We start from the raw sequence: 15,273 nt of genomic DNA on the forward strand, positions 1-15,273 counted from the left end.
TTAGGAGCGCTGTAATGCCTGAGATCTATCATTTTTTCCAAACGCTGGTTAACGGCATGACCGTTGGCAGCACCTATGCCTTGATAGCCATTGGCTACACAATGGTTTACGGCATCATTGGAATGATCAACTTCGCCCATGGCGAGGTGTACATGATTGGTTCCTACGTGGCCTTCATCGCCCTTGCCGGGCTGGCCATGCTGGGTATCCACTCCCTGCCGCTGTTGATGACCGCCGCGTTCCTGGCGTCGATCGTCGTGACCAGTGCCTATGGCTACAGTATCGAACGCGTCGCCTACCGCCCCTTGCGTGGCAGCAACCGTTTGATCCCGCTGATTTCCGCCATCGGCATGTCGATTTTCCTGCAGAACACCGTATTGCTGTCCCAGGACTCCAAGGACAAGTCCATTCCCAACCTGATCCCGGGGAGCTTCTCCTTCGGCCCAGGTGGCGCACAAGAAGTGCTGATTTCGTACATGCAGGTGCTGGTTTTCGTCGTTACCCTGGTGGCGATGCTCGGCCTGACCCTGTTCATTTCCCGCTCCCGTCTGGGGCGCGCCTGCCGGGCCTGCGCCGAAGACATCAAGATGGCCAACCTGTTGGGCATCAACACCAACAACATCATCGCCCTGACCTTCGTGATCGGTGCCGCACTCGCAGCCATTGCGGCGGTGCTGCTGAGCATGCAGTACGGCGTGATCAACCCCAACGCCGGTTTCCTGGTAGGCCTCAAGGCCTTTACCGCAGCGGTCTTGGGCGGCATCGGCAGTATTCCGGGCGCGATGCTCGGCGGGCTGGTGCTGGGTGTGGCTGAAGCCTTTGGCGCCGATGTGTTCGGCGACCAGTACAAGGACGTCGTGGCGTTCGGCCTGTTGGTTCTGGTGCTGTTGTTCCGTCCGACCGGCATCCTGGGCCGTCCGGAGGTTGAGAAAGTATGAGCAGATATCTTAAATCGGCGTTTTTCAGCGCCTTGCTGGTATGGGCCGTGGCCTTTCCGGTACTCGGCCTCAAGCTGAGCATTGTCGGCATCAACCTGGAAGTGCATGGCACCGGTCCCGTGACCTTGACCATCATCGCCCTGTGCTCGGTGCTGATGTTCCTGCGCGTGCTGTTCACCCAGCAGGTCGGGGCGTTTTTCAAGGGCAACCGTGGCCCGTTGGTGTCGCCCAAGGTCAGCCAGTTCCTGACGCTGCCGCGTACTCAGCGCTACATCATCATCGGTCTGATCGTGGCCGCGTTGATCTGGCCGTTCTTCGGCTCGCGCGGCGCCGTCGACATCGCCACCCTGATCCTGATCTACGTGTTGCTGGGCCTGGGCCTGAACATCGTGGTGGGCCTGGCCGGTTTGCTCGACCTCGGTTATGTGGGTTTTTATGCCGTCGGTGCCTACACCTACGCGCTGCTCTCGCACTACCTGGGCTGGGGCTTCTGGATCTGCTTGCCACTGGCGGGCATGGCCGCCGCTACATTCGGCTTCCTGCTGGGCTTCCCGGTGCTGCGCCTGCGCGGTGACTATCTGGCGATCGTGACCCTGGGCTTCGGTGAAATCATCCGTCTGTTCCTGCGTAACCTTACCGATATCACCGGTGGCCCCAACGGCATCAGCAGCATTCCCAAGCCAACGTTCTTCGGGCTGACGTTCGACCGCACCGCAGCCGAAGGCATGCAGACCTTCCACGAATACTTCGGGATCGACTACAACCCGGTCAGCAAAGTGGTGTTTCTGTACCTGGTGGCGTTGTTGCTGGCATTGGCGGCGCTGTTCGTGATCAACCGCCTGCTGCGCATGCCGATCGGCCGCGCGTGGGAAGCGTTGCGCGAAGATGAAATCGCCTGCCGTGCGCTGGGCATGAACCCCACAGTCATCAAACTCTCGGCATTCACCCTCGGGGCAACCTTCGCCGGTTTCGCCGGCAGCTTCTTCGCCGCGCGCCAAGGCCTGGTGACCCCGGAATCGTTCACCTTTATCGAGTCGGCGATCATTCTCGCCATCGTGGTATTGGGTGGCATGGGCTCGCAACTGGGCGTGATTCTCGCGGCGATCGTGATGATCCTGCTGCCGGAAATGATGCGTGAGTTCAGCGAGTACCGCATGTTGATGTTCGGCGCCATGATGGTGCTGATGATGATCTGGCGTCCTCAAGGTCTGCTGCCGATGCAACGCCCACACATGGAGCTGCGCAAATGAGCCGCGAGATCCTGAAAGTCGAAAACTTGAGCATGCGCTTCGGTGGTTTGCTCGCGGTCAACGGCGTGGCCCTGACCGTCAAAGAGAAACAGGTTGTGGCGCTGATCGGCCCGAACGGCGCCGGCAAGACCACGGTGTTCAACTGCCTCACCGGCTTCTACAAGCCGAGCGGTGGCAGCATCCTGCTGGATGGCCAACCCATCCAGGGCCTGGCCGGTCACGAGATCGCCCGCAAGGGCGTGGTGCGTACCTTCCAGAACGTGCGCCTGTTCAAGGACATGACGGCGGTCGAAAACCTGCTGATCGCCCAGCACCGGCACTTGAACACCAACTTCTTTGCTGGCCTGTTCAAGACCCCGGCGTTCCGCAAGAGCGAGCGCGAGGCCATGGAATACGCGGCGTACTGGCTGGACAAGGTCAACCTGACCGAGTTTGCCAACCGCCCCGCCGGCACCCTGGCTTACGGCCAACAACGCCGACTGGAAATCGCTCGTTGCATGATGACCCGCCCGCGGATCCTGATGCTCGACGAACCGGCCGCCGGCCTGAACCCCAAGGAAACCGAAGACCTCAAGGCGCTGATCACGGTGCTGCGTGAGGAAAACAACGCCACGGTGCTGTTGATCGAACACGACATGAAACTGGTCATGAGCATTTCCGACCACATCGTGGTGATCAATCAGGGCACACCATTGGCCGACGGTACGCCGGAGCAGATCCGCGACAACCCGGAAGTGATCAAAGCCTATTTGGGGGAAGCGTAAAATGCTGCAATTCGAAAACGTTTCCACTTTCTACGGCAAGATCCAGGCGCTGCACAGCGTCAACGTGGAAGTGCGCCAAGGTGAAATTGTCACGCTGATCGGCGCCAACGGTGCCGGCAAGTCAACGTTGCTGATGACCCTGTGCGGTTCACCCCAGGCCCACAGCGGCAGCATCCGCTACATGGGTGAAGAACTGGTGGGCCAGGCCTCCTCCGAGATCATGCGCAAGAGCATTGCCGTGGTGCCCGAAGGCCGCCGTGTGTTCTCGCGCCTGACGGTAGAAGAGAACCTGGCCATGGGCGGGTTCTTCACCGACAAGGGCGATTACCAGGAGCAGATGGACAAGGTGCTGCACCTGTTCCCACGGCTCAAGGAACGCTTCAGCCAGCGTGGCGGCACCATGTCCGGCGGCGAGCAGCAAATGCTCGCCATCGGCCGGGCGCTGATGAGCAAGCCCAAGCTGTTGCTGCTCGACGAGCCTTCGCTGGGCCTGGCACCGATCATCATCCAGCAGATCTTCGATATCATCGAACAACTGCGCAAGGACGGTGTGACGGTGTTCCTGGTGGAGCAGAACGCCAACCAGGCGCTGAAAATTGCCGACCGCGCCTACGTGCTGGAAAACGGCCGGGTGGTGATGCAGGGCACCGGGGAGCAGTTGCTCACGGATCCGAAAGTGCGTGAAGCCTATCTCGGTGGCTGAGCCATTGAGGTAAACAAAAACGGCCCTCGGGCTAATGCCAGTCAGTTAAGACATCGCCGGTACCTGTGGCGAGGGAGCTTGCTCCCGTTGGACTGCGTAGCAGTCCCATTTTTGGGGCCGCTTCGCGCCCCAGCGGGAGCAAGCTCCCTCGCCACAGGTCGCTGGTTGTCAGTTCTAGCTTTTAACTGACTGGCATTAGCCCTCGGGCCGTTTTTTTTATGGCCGCTTAAAGCGTCGCAACCCATTGCCCCTTGCTCGCGCGCTGGCCTGCCAGCATCAATGCCCCGCCCAATAGCAACAGGCCCGCGGCCAGGAAGATATACGCGCCGTACACATCCAGCGGCGCGTCGAAATAGCCGATGACGCGCTCTGCCATATTCAATGTCTGAGAACACACCAGCGTACCGGTCAACGAGGCGATGGCCAGTACCGGCGTGACCGTTGCGGACACACGCCCCATGTAGCCTTCAGGCACGGCTTCCTGGAGCATCGGCCCTTGCACAATCGCAAACACCGAGAAGAACAACCCACAGCTGAACATCAGCGCCCAGGCCAGGTAAAACGGCGGATGCAGCGAATACGCCAGGTAACTGAACCCCATGCACAGCAGCGCAAAGGTAAAGGCCTGACGCGTGCTCAGTGACTTCAACAACGGCCGGACCAGCACAGCAGCAATCAACCCGCCGACCGGGAACGCTGCGAGAATCAGGCCGTATTCATAAGGGCTCAAGCCCAAGGTTTTGAATGCGTACAAGGACAATGCGACGTTATTGACCCCCAGGGAAAACCCGTACAACGCGACACCGATCAACAACGTCCTGATCGAGGCGTGCCCCCAGGAAAACCGCAGCCCTGCGAGCACTCCATGCCAAAAGGGCAGCCGTTGCTGCTCGGCCAGCAAGGTCCGGCGCAGGCCCTGGGTAGACGCGATGCACAGGGCCGAACAGGCAAAGGCCAGCACATTGATCAGCAGTGCCAGAGCGGGGCCCACCCAGACAAATAAGGCCGGCCCGAGGGACGCCGACAACACTGAAATGCCCGTCAGGGAAAACATTGCCTTGGCCGATGCTTCAACGCGACGTGCCGAAGGGATGACCACTTGCATGATCGCCTGGCGTGACGGGTTGAAAAACTGTGCGGCCGTGCTGTTAACCAACAACAACAGCAGCACACCGACGAGCACTTGCATCGGGTCCAGGCCGGCCAGCGAATAGATCACAAAAAAGATCAGGAAGTTGAGCACCCGAATCCCGTCCGCCGCGATCATCACGTACAGCGGCGTCATCCTGTCCACCCAAGCCCCGGCCAGTGGCGCTACCAATACACGCGGTATAGCCGAAGCCGCCACTGCCAGGCCTACGGCCGTCGGCAAGAACGCACTGTCGTGAAACAAGTCAGTCACCAGCCACACAATGACGGTGCTCTCGAAAACGAACTCGCCAAACGATGAGAGGGCTTGCCCCAGCCACAGGAATGAGAAATTTCTGCTGATGAAAAAATCTGCAAAGCGGTTCTTCACAGCCACATTACCTTATTGGTCGCAACTACATTCAAAGGACTCAAGCAACCCCTGGGCACAGGACTTGACGGGTTCGGACATACCGAATCCGGCAGCGATTTCGAGGGCCGCCACCGCATTCCTGTTACCTTTGACCGCTTCTCCGATAGCGGTCAGATCCCGCCAGTGCTCCCAGGATGGATCAAAGGGAATAAGCGGCGGATGCCTGTCCCGCCAGTAGAACCCCCAGGTCCGCCACCCTTCGTAGAACGTTTGCCAATCCTGCATCAACAGCGGCTTGGCAAAGTTACTGAGTGCCAACGGTTCAGCCAGCGGCTGGAATCGCGCTTCGATACTGCAACGCCAACCTTCGCCGGTATTGGTCGCACCGCCATGCGGGGTAAACGTATTGAACAGCAACACATCACCCGGACCTAATGCGAAGACGTTTTTTGCGCCCAGCACCTCGGGGCAGACTTGCCATCCTGAGGGGTTGAGTGCCAGTTCGAGCGGCAACAGGGTTTGGCCTGGTTTTTTGGTATAAACCGGCAGCGATCCCGAGCGCTCATCGACATTAAAAAGGGGCGCCCACAAGGTGATCTGCTGGCCACTGCCCTGCAATTCCGGAAAGTCCTGGTGAACGCCCGGTGAGGAGTGCATGGAGGAATCCAAGGGTGCCAAACCGCGCACCCATTTGATCGGATGAACGAACACCTCATCGGTGTCGAGGAGCAGCTTCATCACCTCAATCACCTTGGGCGCTTGAAAGAGTGCCTCGGTCAACTCGCTGCGCATGACGTCGACAAACTTCAGAAAGTCCGGATCGGGCTGCTCTGGCGCCTTGAAGCGCGGCTGGCCAATCTCGGTAAAACCATCGGTTATTCGATGCTTGCGCAATTGCTCGATGACTTTTTCAGCGAGCAGTGCCACTGTCCGGCTATCGAGCAACTCGCGAACAACGACATAACCCTCTCGCTCGTAGGCGTCCTTCAGCGGCGAAAGTCCGTTCATTTTTGCAACTCCTTGCGACGCACTCAGCCTGGAAACACCAGGCGGATGGCATAAAGAACATCCCTTTCTTGCGTCAGGCGCAGCATATTCGACGCTGTTTCTTCGTGTACAGCCGGCGTCATTCTGGCCGCCAGCCCTTGGTGCTGCCCCTCCAACAACAAGGCATGCCCTACACGGCCCACATCCAGCAACGCTTTGGCGTAGGCGATATCGGGATCGCCGAATGCTGCAACAGCAAATTGCCAATTGATCCCAAGCAACACCGTGATGCCTTTGCCCCCGGCCCATCCTTGGCCCTGAATGATCTTGGCGACCACCTCACTGTCACTGGCGCGGTCCGTACGCTTGAGCGCTCGGGGCGTATGGTCGAGTAACCAAGCTGCATCCGCCCAGCCCTGTACGCCCTGGGTAACGATCCCGGCAAACAGATGTGTTTCCTGAGCCAATGCCTGGTAGAGGCACCTGAGCACCGACTCCAGCACCGAAGAAGGAACGTCGCGCTCGGCAACAGACGTAAAGCTGCGTCTTGAAATAGCGCGCTTGACGTCATAGCCGGTCACCAGTTTATCCAGCAGGTAACGATGGCTTTGCAGGGCCTGCGGCCGGGCGGCCTGATCAGCCTGCAATTGCTTGAGGAACACATAAGGGCGCTCCCAGTTATGGGTCTCCCACGTATCGGGTATCGACACTTCACTGCCGTGTTGGCTGACATATCTCATTAGTTCCACCCTTCCAGCAAACCGATGGAAAACGCAGGAAGGCCATCCTCCAAAGACTCGTCGGTGAAGTTTTTTGCGTATTCGAAGTCCACGACAAAGCGTGAGGTGTAGTGCCAGTTGCAATAACTGGCCAACGCCGACAATTGCGCCTCTGCGTGACCGGCATCGACGAGCAAGGCGCGAAAACTTCGGGGGTCACGGTAGCGGAACATTGAGCGCCTTACAGCTGCACACAGTACCAGCCTCACCACCCAGTCGGCATCCGAACTTGAAAGGCGTTCAGCCTCCATTGAGTCGGGCAACTGCGGGGTTATTAATTTAAGTGAACTATGGGTCGGGGAGAAATAATAAACACCCGGCGCAATTATCGAAGAACGATGTATCTCGACAAAACATTCCGTGGGGTGCCGGGCGCCGCCGGAAGGAATGGACTTCTTGAGTAATTCAACCTGGTGATAATCACGCTCGCCGTCGTAATACGCCGGTTGGTGCAAACGCACGCCAAAGGTCCCGGACATGATCATACTGAACTGATAGAAAACAGAGTTTCTTAACTCATCGATGTCCAGATTAATGGCGTCAATGAGTGCAACCTCATTGCCTGACTCAATACTCAACTCAACAGCCGGATACGCATGTTCCTTGACGTAGGCTGCCATGATCCGAGCATCGGCCTCCAACGCCGAAAGGCCTTGGGACATGTCCAGGAAAGGGTGGTTCTGGGTCGCGTGATGATAGCCGGACTTGGGCTGCGCCGGCGCGGGCAGGCAAACGTGGGCCAGCAACGTATCAATGCCGGCCTCACTGAGGGTGTTATCACGTGCAATGGCTTGCTTGACCAGATCGGCATTGACCGCCTGGCCGCAGTGCTCGGCAATGACCTTGCCCAAGCCCTTGGAAATCTTGACGCCATTATGGCCTGACGAGTAGTCAACCCAACATTCTTCTTTACCGTCGTCAAACACTAATGCCGCGGGGTTTATATGATACATGACCTGCTCCTTGAAAGACCTGGAGAGCGAACTCTCCAGGCCCGCTGCTTCTTACTTAGCCACTTTCACTGGCTTAGGCTGGGAAGGCAGTTTTACGTGCATCAGGTTGCAGGTGGCACTTTGCAGGAGAGCGACTTTTACTGCTTTCATCGTTAAATTCCTTCTTTTAGTTTAACTGGACATTATCCAGTAGAGGGGTTCCTGAATTGCGCATTTCATTTGTTGCCGGCCAAAACAAATTAAACAGCCCACTAATAAAAGTCAAACCGAAAAACCCTTAAATTTATAACTCGCTGTTCCGCATGTACAAAATTATTGTAAACCCCCAATAACGGGGACAAGGCGATTTGCACAGAAAAAAAACCGGATTAAAGACATCCCATAAACGCACTGCCCCCGCCCCGCCTATTCAAAACGCGCCCTCAACAAAAACGCCCTGATTAAAACCGGTACTTATATTTAAAAAATAGGATGTATTAAATTACGCCATCTGTACTAAAACCAGATCAGATAAAAGTGAACACTTATTCCGCGAACAGCGCTGACCGAACTTCGTCCCTACGCTGTACGTTTAGCCGCGTGCATGACCAGGCAAGGGAATATCTCAAGGCCCGAGCCCGAGCATTCAGGTGCGCGTGCTCACGGCGACTGGCGAACTGAAATTTTTTTATCAGCCGCTGTAACGCATGGGGGTGCCCCAACTCTAGAGGGGTAAGCAAGCAAAAACGCTTCCTTACCCACCCTCACTGCTGGAGTTACACCATGACCACTAAATCCCGTTCGCTGTCCGCCGCCACCCTCGTTCTGGCCCTGGGTTCGGCCCTGAGCCTGTCCGCCCTGACAAGCACCGCGCACGCCGCCGATGACATGCAGAAATGCTTTGGTGTCGCCGAAGCCGGCAAGAACGATTGCGCTGCAGGCGCCGGCACTTCCTGCGCGGGCACCTCGAAAGTCAAAGACCAGGCCAACGCCTGGAAACTGGTCCCGGCCGGCACTTGCGCCAAGACCCCAAGCTCCACCTCGCCGACCGGTTTCGGCCAGGAAGCAGCCTTCACCGCCAAGTCCTGAAACCCTGCAAACCCTGAGTACTGATGATGACGCTTTTACCCCAGCACACGGTCTCACCGGCTCAGGTGCCCGGCCTCCCCTATCGGGCCGGGCTGGGGCTGAAGAACGAGCACTTTATTGAAGTGCTCGAGACCTCGCCCGATGTCGGTTTTTTTGAAGTGCACGCCGAAAACTACATGGTCGCCGGCGGCCCGTTTCATCACTACCTGGGCTTGATACGCGAGCAGTACCCACTGTCATTGCATGGCGTGGGTCTGTCCATCGGCGGCGAAGGCCCGCTCAACCGTGAGCACCTGGCACGGCTGGCCATGCTGATCGAACGCTATCAACCCCACTCTTTTTCCGAACACCTGGCCTGGTCCAGCCACGGCCCGGTGTTCCTCAATGACTTGCTGCCGCTGGCCTACGACGCCGCAACCCTGCAGCGGGTATGCGAACACATCGACCAGGTACAAAGCACCCTCAAGCGGCCAATGCTGCTGGAAAACCCTTCGACGTACCTGCAGTTCCAGCGCTCGACCCTGGACGAGACGGACTTCATCAGCGAGATCATCCGGCGCACCGGTTGCGGGCTGTTGCTGGACGTCAACAACGTCTATGTGGCGTGCATCAATCATCAGCGCGACCCGCTGGCCTACCTCCATGCGCTGCCGCTGAAGGCCGTCGGTGAGATTCATCTGGCCGGTTTTGCCGAAGACACCGACAGCCTGGGCGACCGCCTGCTGATCGATGACCATGGCGCGCCCATCGATAACGCGGTGTGGCAACTCTACGAACAGGTACTCAATCACACCGGCCCCGTTGCCACGCTGATCGAGCGGGATAACCAGGTGCCCGCCTTCAGCGTGTTGCACGCCGAAGCCCAACACGCCGACTGGCATCTGTCACAGGCGAAGGTATTGAAGCGATGAGCGATCAAGCTGCATTTGCCGGCGCCTTGCTCGATTCCGACCAGGCCTGCCCCGATGGGTTGTTCAGCAGCAACGGCGCCGACCCCGCCAGCCGCTTTGCGGTGTATCGAAACAATGTCCACAGCTCGCTGATCAATGCGCTCGCCGCCGCTTACCCGGTCACACGGCAATTGGTCGGGGATGATTTTTTTCGCGCAATGGCCGGCCTTTACGTGCAAGCCAGCCCGCCCGACAGCCCGTTGATCAGCGAATACGGCAGCACGTTTGCCGCGTTCATCCAGGCGTTCGAACCGGCGGCGAGCGTGCCTTACCTGGCGGACGTCGCACGCCTGGAATGCCTGCGGGTGCGCGCTTATCACGCCGCCGACAGCCAGCCCCTGAATCAGCAGACCATCCTCGAACAACTGCAAGGGCCGATGGACCTGGGGCAGCTACGCCTGCACCTGCATCCGTCCCTGGCCACCTTGAATTCACCCTACGCCGTGGTTGCAGTATGGGCCGCGCACCAGACCGAAGGCGCTATCGCCACCTTGAACCCTTGGTATGCCCAAAGTGCACTGGTGTTACGCCAGGGCCTGGCGGTGAAGGTCTTCGCCATCGACAGCGGTTCGGTGGCGTTTATCAACAGCCTTGACCAGGGATCAGGCCTGGAAATGGCAGTGGAGCACGCGCTCGAAACCTCCGCCGAATTCGACCTCAACCACTGCCTGATGCTGTTGATCAGCCACGACGCCATCACTCATTTGCATACAGAACAAAAGGAATCGCCATGAACACTCACCCTCCTTGCCTGGTAAAACGGGCCATCGCTCTGTTCGAAAAAATCCCCTACAGCCTGATCGCCTTTCTCGCACGGTTTTCCATCGCGGCGGTGTTCTGGAAGTCCGGCCAGACCAAGGTTGAAGGTTTTGCCATTGATATCATCAACGGCACCTTCCAATTGGGCGAACCCAAGCTTGCCGCCTCGACCCTGCCGCTGTTTCGCAGCGAATACCACGTGCCGTTGCTGTCGCCGGAAGTGGCCGCGCACATGGCGGCATTTGCCGAACACTTTTTCCCGGTCCTGATCCTGGTGGGTTTTGCCACGCGCTTCTCGGCCCTGGCGCTGATCGGCATGACCTTGACCATTCAACTGTTCGTCTACCCGCAAGCGTATCCAACCCACGGCACCTGGATTGCATTGCTGCTGCTGTTGGTGGCCAAAGGCCCAGGCCGCCTGTCGATCGACCACCTGATCGCGCGCCGCTACCGCTGAAGACGATCCAGGGCTTCGCCGCTGCGCCTGAACCAGTCCACCAAGTAGTCGGCCAACACTTGGGTTCGGCGCGGCAGGCCGCCTTGATAAGGATGCACCAGGTACATCGGCATGCTGCGCGTTTGATAATCGCGCAGCAGCCAACGCAAGCGCCCGTCAGCCAGTTCCGCCGGTAACACGTAAGACGGCAGACGGGCGATGCCGGCGCCCACCAAGGCGGCTTTTTTCAACAGGTTGTAGTGGTTGGACGCGAAGGTACCGCTGACCCGAACCCGCAGCAGTTCATGTTGCTGGTGATACAGCCATTCTTCACGCCCGCTGTAATGGCTGTTGAGCAGGCAGGTGTGCACGGCCAGATCCGCAGGCGTCAGCGGTTCGCCATGCAGCTCCAGGTAGGCCGGGCTGGCGCAGGTCATCTCATGCCAGGCCAGCAGCGGCTTGGCCACCAGCCGCTCGTTGTCCATCGCCCCCATGCGCACGCCCAAATCAAAGCCATCGCGCGCCAGGTCGCGGTAGTTGTTGTTCAGTTCCAGCTCGATCTGCACCTGCGGGTATTGCTGGGCGAATTCGAGCAACAAGCCATCAAAGAAGGTTTCTCCCAGCGACACCGGCACCGTCATACGCACCGGCCCCGCCACATCGTCCTTGAGCCGCGCCAATGCCTGACGGGCGCGCTCCACCTGGGCCACCAGTGCCTGAGCCTGGGGCAACAACGCCGCACCGGCGGCGGTCAGGCTGAGTTTGCGCGTGGTACGGTGCAATAACACCACCGAAAACTGCGCTTCCAATTGGCTGATGCGCTTGGACAATTGGCCCTTGCTACAGCCCAATTGCTCCGCCGCCAGGGTAAAACTGCCCGCCTCAATGAGCACGGCAAAGGCCGCCAGGTCATCCATTTCGCTCATGGATTGTTTCCAATTGAAAACCAAAGGTTGCCTATTAGCGCGTTTATCCACTTAAAAAGCCATCCTAGACTCAAACCTCACTTAATCCCGGAGGAACAGCACGATGAAAATCCTATTGATTGGTGCCAGCGGCACGGTCGGCTCAGCGGTCAAGGCGGAACTGGCGCAGCGTCACGAGGTGATCAGCATCGGCCGCAGCGGCGGCGACTTCCAGGTGGATATCAGCGACAGCGCGTCGATCCGCAACCTGTTCGAACAGACCGGCAAGTTCGACGCGTTAATCTGCGCGGCAGGCAGTGTGAATTTCGTGGCATTGGGTGAGATGAGCGAAGCCGACTTTGAACTGGGCCTGCGTGACAAGCTGATGGGCCAGGTCAACCTGCTGCTGATCGGCCGCGAATACGCCAACGACGGTGCTTCGTTCACCTTTACCAGCGGCATTCTGAACCGCGACCCGATCCGCACCGGCGCCTCTGCCGCATTGGTCAACGGCGCATTGGATGCCTTCGTCAAGGCGGCGGCAATCGAACTGCCACGCGGCTTGCGCATCAACTCGGTGAGCCCGACCGTCCTGCTCGAAGCCATGGGCAGCTACGCGCCGTACTTCCGTGGCTACAAACCGGCTGCGGGTGCCGATGTAGCACTGGCCTACGCGAAAAGTGTCGAGGGCTTGCAGACCGGTCAGACCTTTATCGTTGGCTGAAATCTAATGTCTGTCAGAATCGCCTGAACCCGGCGAACGGGCTTGTGGTGCGGTGCGAGCCTGCGTAACGTGGCGGCTCTTGTTTGGAGACCCGATATGCGCGCCGCCCGTACCCTTGCTCTGTTTGCCCTGCTGCCCCTGTTCACCGCTTGCCAGATGTTCGAGAGCGAGCCGGCCAAACCGTCTACCGTCGGGCTGACCCGTATGCAGGGTGAACTGACGGCAGTGGGCGGCAAACTGTTGTTCCAGCCGTGTGGCGACAAACGCAACTACGTGGTCAACGACACCGGCGGCACCAGCGTGCTGCAGGAAGCCGCGTCCCTGGCCGGCCAGCAAGGCGTGCTGTTTGCCGATTTGCGCGGCAAGTTTTCCGGCGTGGCCAGCGGCACCCAGGGTTCGGTCGACCTGCAACAACTGTATCGCGTAGAGCGCTCGACCTCGGCCTGCGACGACCCGGACTTCAAACGCATGATTCTGCGGGCCAACGGCCATAAACCGGCCTGGGCGATGAACGTCACCGGCAAAGGCATGGTGCTGGAGCGCGAAGGCCAGCCGCCACTGGCGGTGCCGTTTGTCGAAGAGCAACTGGGTGACGGCCGTTTCAACCTGATGACCGAAGCCAATAACCAGCACATCGAACTGTGGGTAGCCCCACAGCGCTGCATCGATGCCGTGAGCGGCAGCTTGCAGCACATGACCGCCGAGTTGCGCGTCAATGGCCAGGTCCAGCGGGGTTGTGCGTCATTCGGCGGCTCGCGGGACGACTGATTCGGCCTTGGGCTGTTTTAACATGACGGGAATCAGCCTTTGGGGCTTATAATCGCCGGTTTGCAAAACCGCCGGCATCGAAGCCCGCCGCCCACCGGATCCTGTCATGTTACGAATCACCGAACTCAAGCTGCCCATCGACCATCCCGAAGAAGACCTGCGGCCTGCCATCGTGCAGCGCCTGGGCATCGCCAGTGATGACCTGCTCGACTTCACCCTGTTCAAACGCAGCTACGACGCGCGCAAGAAATCGTCGGAGCTGTGCTTCATCTACACCATCGATCTGAACGTAAAGGGCGAAGCCGCCCTGCTGCTCAAGTTCGCCGATGACCGCAACATCAACCCGGCACCGGACGTCAGCTACAAGGTGGTGGGCCAGGCGCCGCAAGGCCTGGTTGAACGGCCGATCGTGGTGGGTTTTGGCCCCTGCGGCATTTTCGCCGGGCTGTTGCTTGCGCAGATGGGCTTCAAGCCGATCATCCTCGAGCGCGGCAAGGAAGTGCGCCAGCGCACCAAAGACACCTGGGGCCTGTGGCGCAAAAGCGTGCTCAACCCAGAGTCCAACGTGCAATTTGGCGAAGGCGGTGCCGGGACCTTTTCCGACGGCAAACTCTACAGCCAGATCAAGGACCCGAAATTCCACGGTCGCAAAGTACTGCACGAGTTCGTCAAGGCCGGCGCGCCGGAAGAAATCCTCTACGTCAGCAAGCCGCATATCGGCACCTTCCGCCTGACCGGCGTGGTGGAAAACATGCGCGAGCAGATCATCGCCCTCGGCGGTGAAGTGCGTTTTGAGCAGCGCGTTACGGATGTGCTGATCGAAGACGGCCAGTTGAACGGGGTGGTCGTCGACGGCGGCGAACAGATCCTCTCCAGGCACGTGATCCTCGCCCTGGGCCACAGTGCCCGCGATACCTTCCGCATGCTGCACGGCCGCGGTGTGTACATGGAAGCCAAGCCATTCTCGGTGGGGTTCCGTATCGAACACCCGCAGTCGCTGATCGACGCGGCGCGCCTGGGCAAATACGCCGGGCACCCGAAACTGGGCGCCGCCGACTACAAACTGGTGCACCACGCCAAGAACGGCCGTTCGGTCTACAGCTTCTGCATGTGCCCGGGCGGCACCGTGGTGGCGGCGACTTCCGAGCCGAACCGCGTGGTTACCAACGGCATGAGCCAATACTCGCGCAACGAGCGCAACGCCAACTCCGGCATCGTGGTCGGCATCACGCCGGAGGTGGATTACCCGGGTGGCCCGCTGGCCGGTATCGAGTTGCAGGAGCGCCTTGAGTCCCACGCCTACATCCTCGGCGGCAGCAACTACGAGGCGCCGGCGCAGCTGGTGGGCGACTTTATCGCCGGCAAGCCGTCCACCGCCATCGGCAGTGTGGAACCGTCCTATAAACCGGGTGTAGCCCTGGGTGACCTGGCCCTGGCTCTGCCGGATTTCGCCATCGAGGCGATCCGTGAAGCGCTGCCGGCGTTCGAAAAGCAGATCAAAGGCTACTCGCTGCACGATGCGGTGTTGACCGGCATCGAAACCCGCACTTCGTCGCCGCTGCGCATTACCCGTAACGAGTCGATGCAGAGCCTGAACGTGAAAGGCCTGTTCCCGGCCGGTGAAGGTGCCGGTTACGCCGGTGGCATCCTGTCGGCGGGCGTTGACGGCATTCGGATTGCCGAGGCGCTGGCGCGGGATATGCTGGGTATAGAAGCTTAAGCACTTCTTACAGCCAAACCGGATCAAATGTGGGAGCTGGCTTGCCTGCGATGGCGGTGGTTCAGTCG

General features: G+C 59.3%; 16 protein-coding genes. 11 read left to right on the top strand and 5 right to left on the bottom strand.

Translation table 11 applies throughout. The features are described from left to right. The first annotated feature begins 14 nt into the window (after positions 1–14). From livH to QF043_RS21840, 4 genes are read left to right on the top strand one after another with little or no spacing between them, the layout of a single operon-like run. Positions 15–938 carry a high-affinity branched-chain amino acid ABC transporter permease LivH gene (gene livH / locus QF043_RS21825; RefSeq protein ID WP_017137212.1) on the top strand — a complete coding sequence of 308 codons (924 nt, stop codon included), beginning with the start codon at positions 15–17 and terminating at the stop codon, positions 936–938. Continuing rightward, on the top strand, positions 935–2,188 hold the full coding sequence (locus QF043_RS21830; RefSeq protein ID WP_056857477.1) for a high-affinity branched-chain amino acid ABC transporter permease LivM: 1,254 nt from the start codon (positions 935–937) through the stop codon (positions 2,186–2,188). Before livH ends, QF043_RS21830 begins: the two co-directional genes overlap by 4 nt. Beyond that, a complete protein-coding gene (gene livG / locus QF043_RS21835) occupies positions 2,185–2,952 on the top strand; it encodes a high-affinity branched-chain amino acid ABC transporter ATP-binding protein LivG (protein WP_056857478.1) in 768 nt (255 codons plus the stop codon). Before QF043_RS21830 ends, livG begins: the two co-directional genes overlap by 4 nt. A gap of 1 nt (position 2,953) precedes the next feature. Continuing rightward, positions 2,954–3,655, top strand: coding sequence for an ABC transporter ATP-binding protein (locus tag QF043_RS21840; protein WP_017137209.1), 702 nt, complete (start codon positions 2,954–2,956; stop codon positions 3,653–3,655). 226 nt (positions 3,656–3,881) lie between these two features. Here QF043_RS21840 and QF043_RS21845 read toward each other — a convergent pair whose 3' ends face one another. The 4 genes from QF043_RS21845 to QF043_RS21860 are packed head-to-tail and all read right to left on the bottom strand — an operon-like array spanning position 3,882 to position 7,875. After that, positions 3,882–5,180 carry an MFS transporter gene (locus QF043_RS21845; RefSeq protein ID WP_307420152.1) on the bottom strand — a complete coding sequence of 433 codons (1,299 nt, stop codon included), beginning with the start codon at positions 5,178–5,180 and terminating at the stop codon, positions 3,882–3,884. 6 nt (positions 5,181–5,186) lie between these two features. After that, positions 5,187–6,164, bottom strand: coding sequence for a phytanoyl-CoA dioxygenase family protein (locus QF043_RS21850; RefSeq protein WP_307420153.1), 978 nt, complete (start codon positions 6,162–6,164; stop codon positions 5,187–5,189). A gap of 23 nt (positions 6,165–6,187) precedes the next feature. After that, on the bottom strand, positions 6,188–6,883 hold the full coding sequence (locus QF043_RS21855; RefSeq protein WP_058421713.1) for a hypothetical protein: 696 nt from the start codon (positions 6,881–6,883) through the stop codon (positions 6,188–6,190). Further along, positions 6,883–7,875, bottom strand: coding sequence for a hypothetical protein (locus QF043_RS21860; protein WP_307420154.1), 993 nt, complete (start codon positions 7,873–7,875; stop codon positions 6,883–6,885). Before QF043_RS21860 ends, QF043_RS21855 begins: the two co-directional genes overlap by 1 nt. 762 nt (positions 7,876–8,637) lie before the next feature. Between QF043_RS21860 and QF043_RS21865 the strand changes: the two genes are divergently transcribed. Genes QF043_RS21865 through QF043_RS21880 form a run of 4 tightly spaced genes read left to right on the top strand, consistent with a single transcriptional unit; the run spans position 8,638 to position 11,109 of the window. After that, positions 8,638–8,943, top strand: coding sequence for a DUF2282 domain-containing protein (locus QF043_RS21865; protein WP_058421711.1), 306 nt, complete (start codon positions 8,638–8,640; stop codon positions 8,941–8,943). A gap of 23 nt (positions 8,944–8,966) precedes the next feature. Continuing rightward, on the top strand, positions 8,967–9,854 hold the full coding sequence (locus QF043_RS21870) for a DUF692 domain-containing protein (RefSeq protein WP_307420155.1): 888 nt from the start codon (positions 8,967–8,969) through the stop codon (positions 9,852–9,854). After that, positions 9,851–10,627 carry a DUF2063 domain-containing protein gene (locus QF043_RS21875; protein WP_307420156.1) on the top strand — a complete coding sequence of 259 codons (777 nt, stop codon included), beginning with the start codon at positions 9,851–9,853 and terminating at the stop codon, positions 10,625–10,627. The genes QF043_RS21870 and QF043_RS21875 overlap by 4 nt, the downstream gene beginning before the upstream one ends. Next, a complete protein-coding gene (locus QF043_RS21880) occupies positions 10,624–11,109 on the top strand; it encodes a DoxX family protein (protein WP_307420157.1) in 486 nt (161 codons plus the stop codon). Before QF043_RS21875 ends, QF043_RS21880 begins: the two co-directional genes overlap by 4 nt. On the opposite strand, the gene QF043_RS21885 is transcribed toward QF043_RS21880, so the two are convergent. Then, positions 11,100–12,014, bottom strand: a complete 915-nt coding sequence (locus QF043_RS21885; protein ID WP_307420158.1) for a LysR family transcriptional regulator — start codon at positions 12,012–12,014, stop codon at positions 11,100–11,102. The genes QF043_RS21880 and QF043_RS21885 overlap by 10 nt on opposite strands. 103 nt (positions 12,015–12,117) lie before the next feature. Here QF043_RS21885 and QF043_RS21890 point away from each other — a divergent pair, with 103 nt between their 5' ends. From QF043_RS21890 to QF043_RS21900, 3 genes are all read left to right on the top strand, one after another. Next, on the top strand, positions 12,118–12,717 hold the full coding sequence (locus QF043_RS21890; RefSeq protein ID WP_307420159.1) for a short chain dehydrogenase: 600 nt from the start codon (positions 12,118–12,120) through the stop codon (positions 12,715–12,717). Positions 12,718–12,813: 96 nt separating this feature from the next. After that, positions 12,814–13,485, top strand: a complete 672-nt coding sequence (locus QF043_RS21895) for a COG3650 family protein (RefSeq protein ID WP_056857489.1) — start codon at positions 12,814–12,816, stop codon at positions 13,483–13,485. A 106-nt stretch (positions 13,486–13,591) separates the two neighbouring features. Next, positions 13,592–15,205 (top strand): NAD(P)/FAD-dependent oxidoreductase, encoded by a 1,614-nt coding sequence (locus tag QF043_RS21900; protein WP_058421705.1) that lies wholly within the window; start codon positions 13,592–13,594, stop codon positions 15,203–15,205. Positions 15,206–15,273: the final 68 nt, after the last annotated feature.

This window comes from Pseudomonas sp. W3I7, assembly GCF_030816095.1.
Lineage (GTDB): Bacteria > Pseudomonadota > Gammaproteobacteria > Pseudomonadales > Pseudomonadaceae > Aquipseudomonas > Aquipseudomonas salomonii.

Coding starts and splice junctions, on each gene's coding strand:
- QF043_RS21860 (WP_307420154.1), bottom strand. CDS start 7,875: ATGTATCATATAAACCCCGCGGCATTAGTGTTTGACGACGGTAAAGAA.
- QF043_RS21870 (WP_307420155.1), top strand. CDS start 8,967: ATGATGACGCTTTTACCCCAGCACACGGTCTCACCGGCTCAGGTGCCC.
- QF043_RS21855 (WP_058421713.1), bottom strand. CDS start 6,883: ATGAGATATGTCAGCCAACACGGCAGTGAAGTGTCGATACCCGATACG.
- QF043_RS21840 (WP_017137209.1), top strand. CDS start 2,954: ATGCTGCAATTCGAAAACGTTTCCACTTTCTACGGCAAGATCCAGGCG.
- QF043_RS21875 (WP_307420156.1), top strand. CDS start 9,851: ATGAGCGATCAAGCTGCATTTGCCGGCGCCTTGCTCGATTCCGACCAG.
- QF043_RS21890 (WP_307420159.1), top strand. CDS start 12,118: ATGAAAATCCTATTGATTGGTGCCAGCGGCACGGTCGGCTCAGCGGTC.
- QF043_RS21880 (WP_307420157.1), top strand. CDS start 10,624: ATGAACACTCACCCTCCTTGCCTGGTAAAACGGGCCATCGCTCTGTTC.
- livH (WP_017137212.1), top strand. CDS start 15: ATGCCTGAGATCTATCATTTTTTCCAAACGCTGGTTAACGGCATGACC.
- QF043_RS21900 (WP_058421705.1), top strand. CDS start 13,592: ATGTTACGAATCACCGAACTCAAGCTGCCCATCGACCATCCCGAAGAA.
- QF043_RS21885 (WP_307420158.1), bottom strand. CDS start 12,014: ATGAGCGAAATGGATGACCTGGCGGCCTTTGCCGTGCTCATTGAGGCG.
- livG (WP_056857478.1), top strand. CDS start 2,185: ATGAGCCGCGAGATCCTGAAAGTCGAAAACTTGAGCATGCGCTTCGGT.
- QF043_RS21850 (WP_307420153.1), bottom strand. CDS start 6,164: ATGAACGGACTTTCGCCGCTGAAGGACGCCTACGAGCGAGAGGGTTAT.
- QF043_RS21895 (WP_056857489.1), top strand. CDS start 12,814: ATGCGCGCCGCCCGTACCCTTGCTCTGTTTGCCCTGCTGCCCCTGTTC.
- QF043_RS21865 (WP_058421711.1), top strand. CDS start 8,638: ATGACCACTAAATCCCGTTCGCTGTCCGCCGCCACCCTCGTTCTGGCC.
- QF043_RS21830 (WP_056857477.1), top strand. CDS start 935: ATGAGCAGATATCTTAAATCGGCGTTTTTCAGCGCCTTGCTGGTATGG.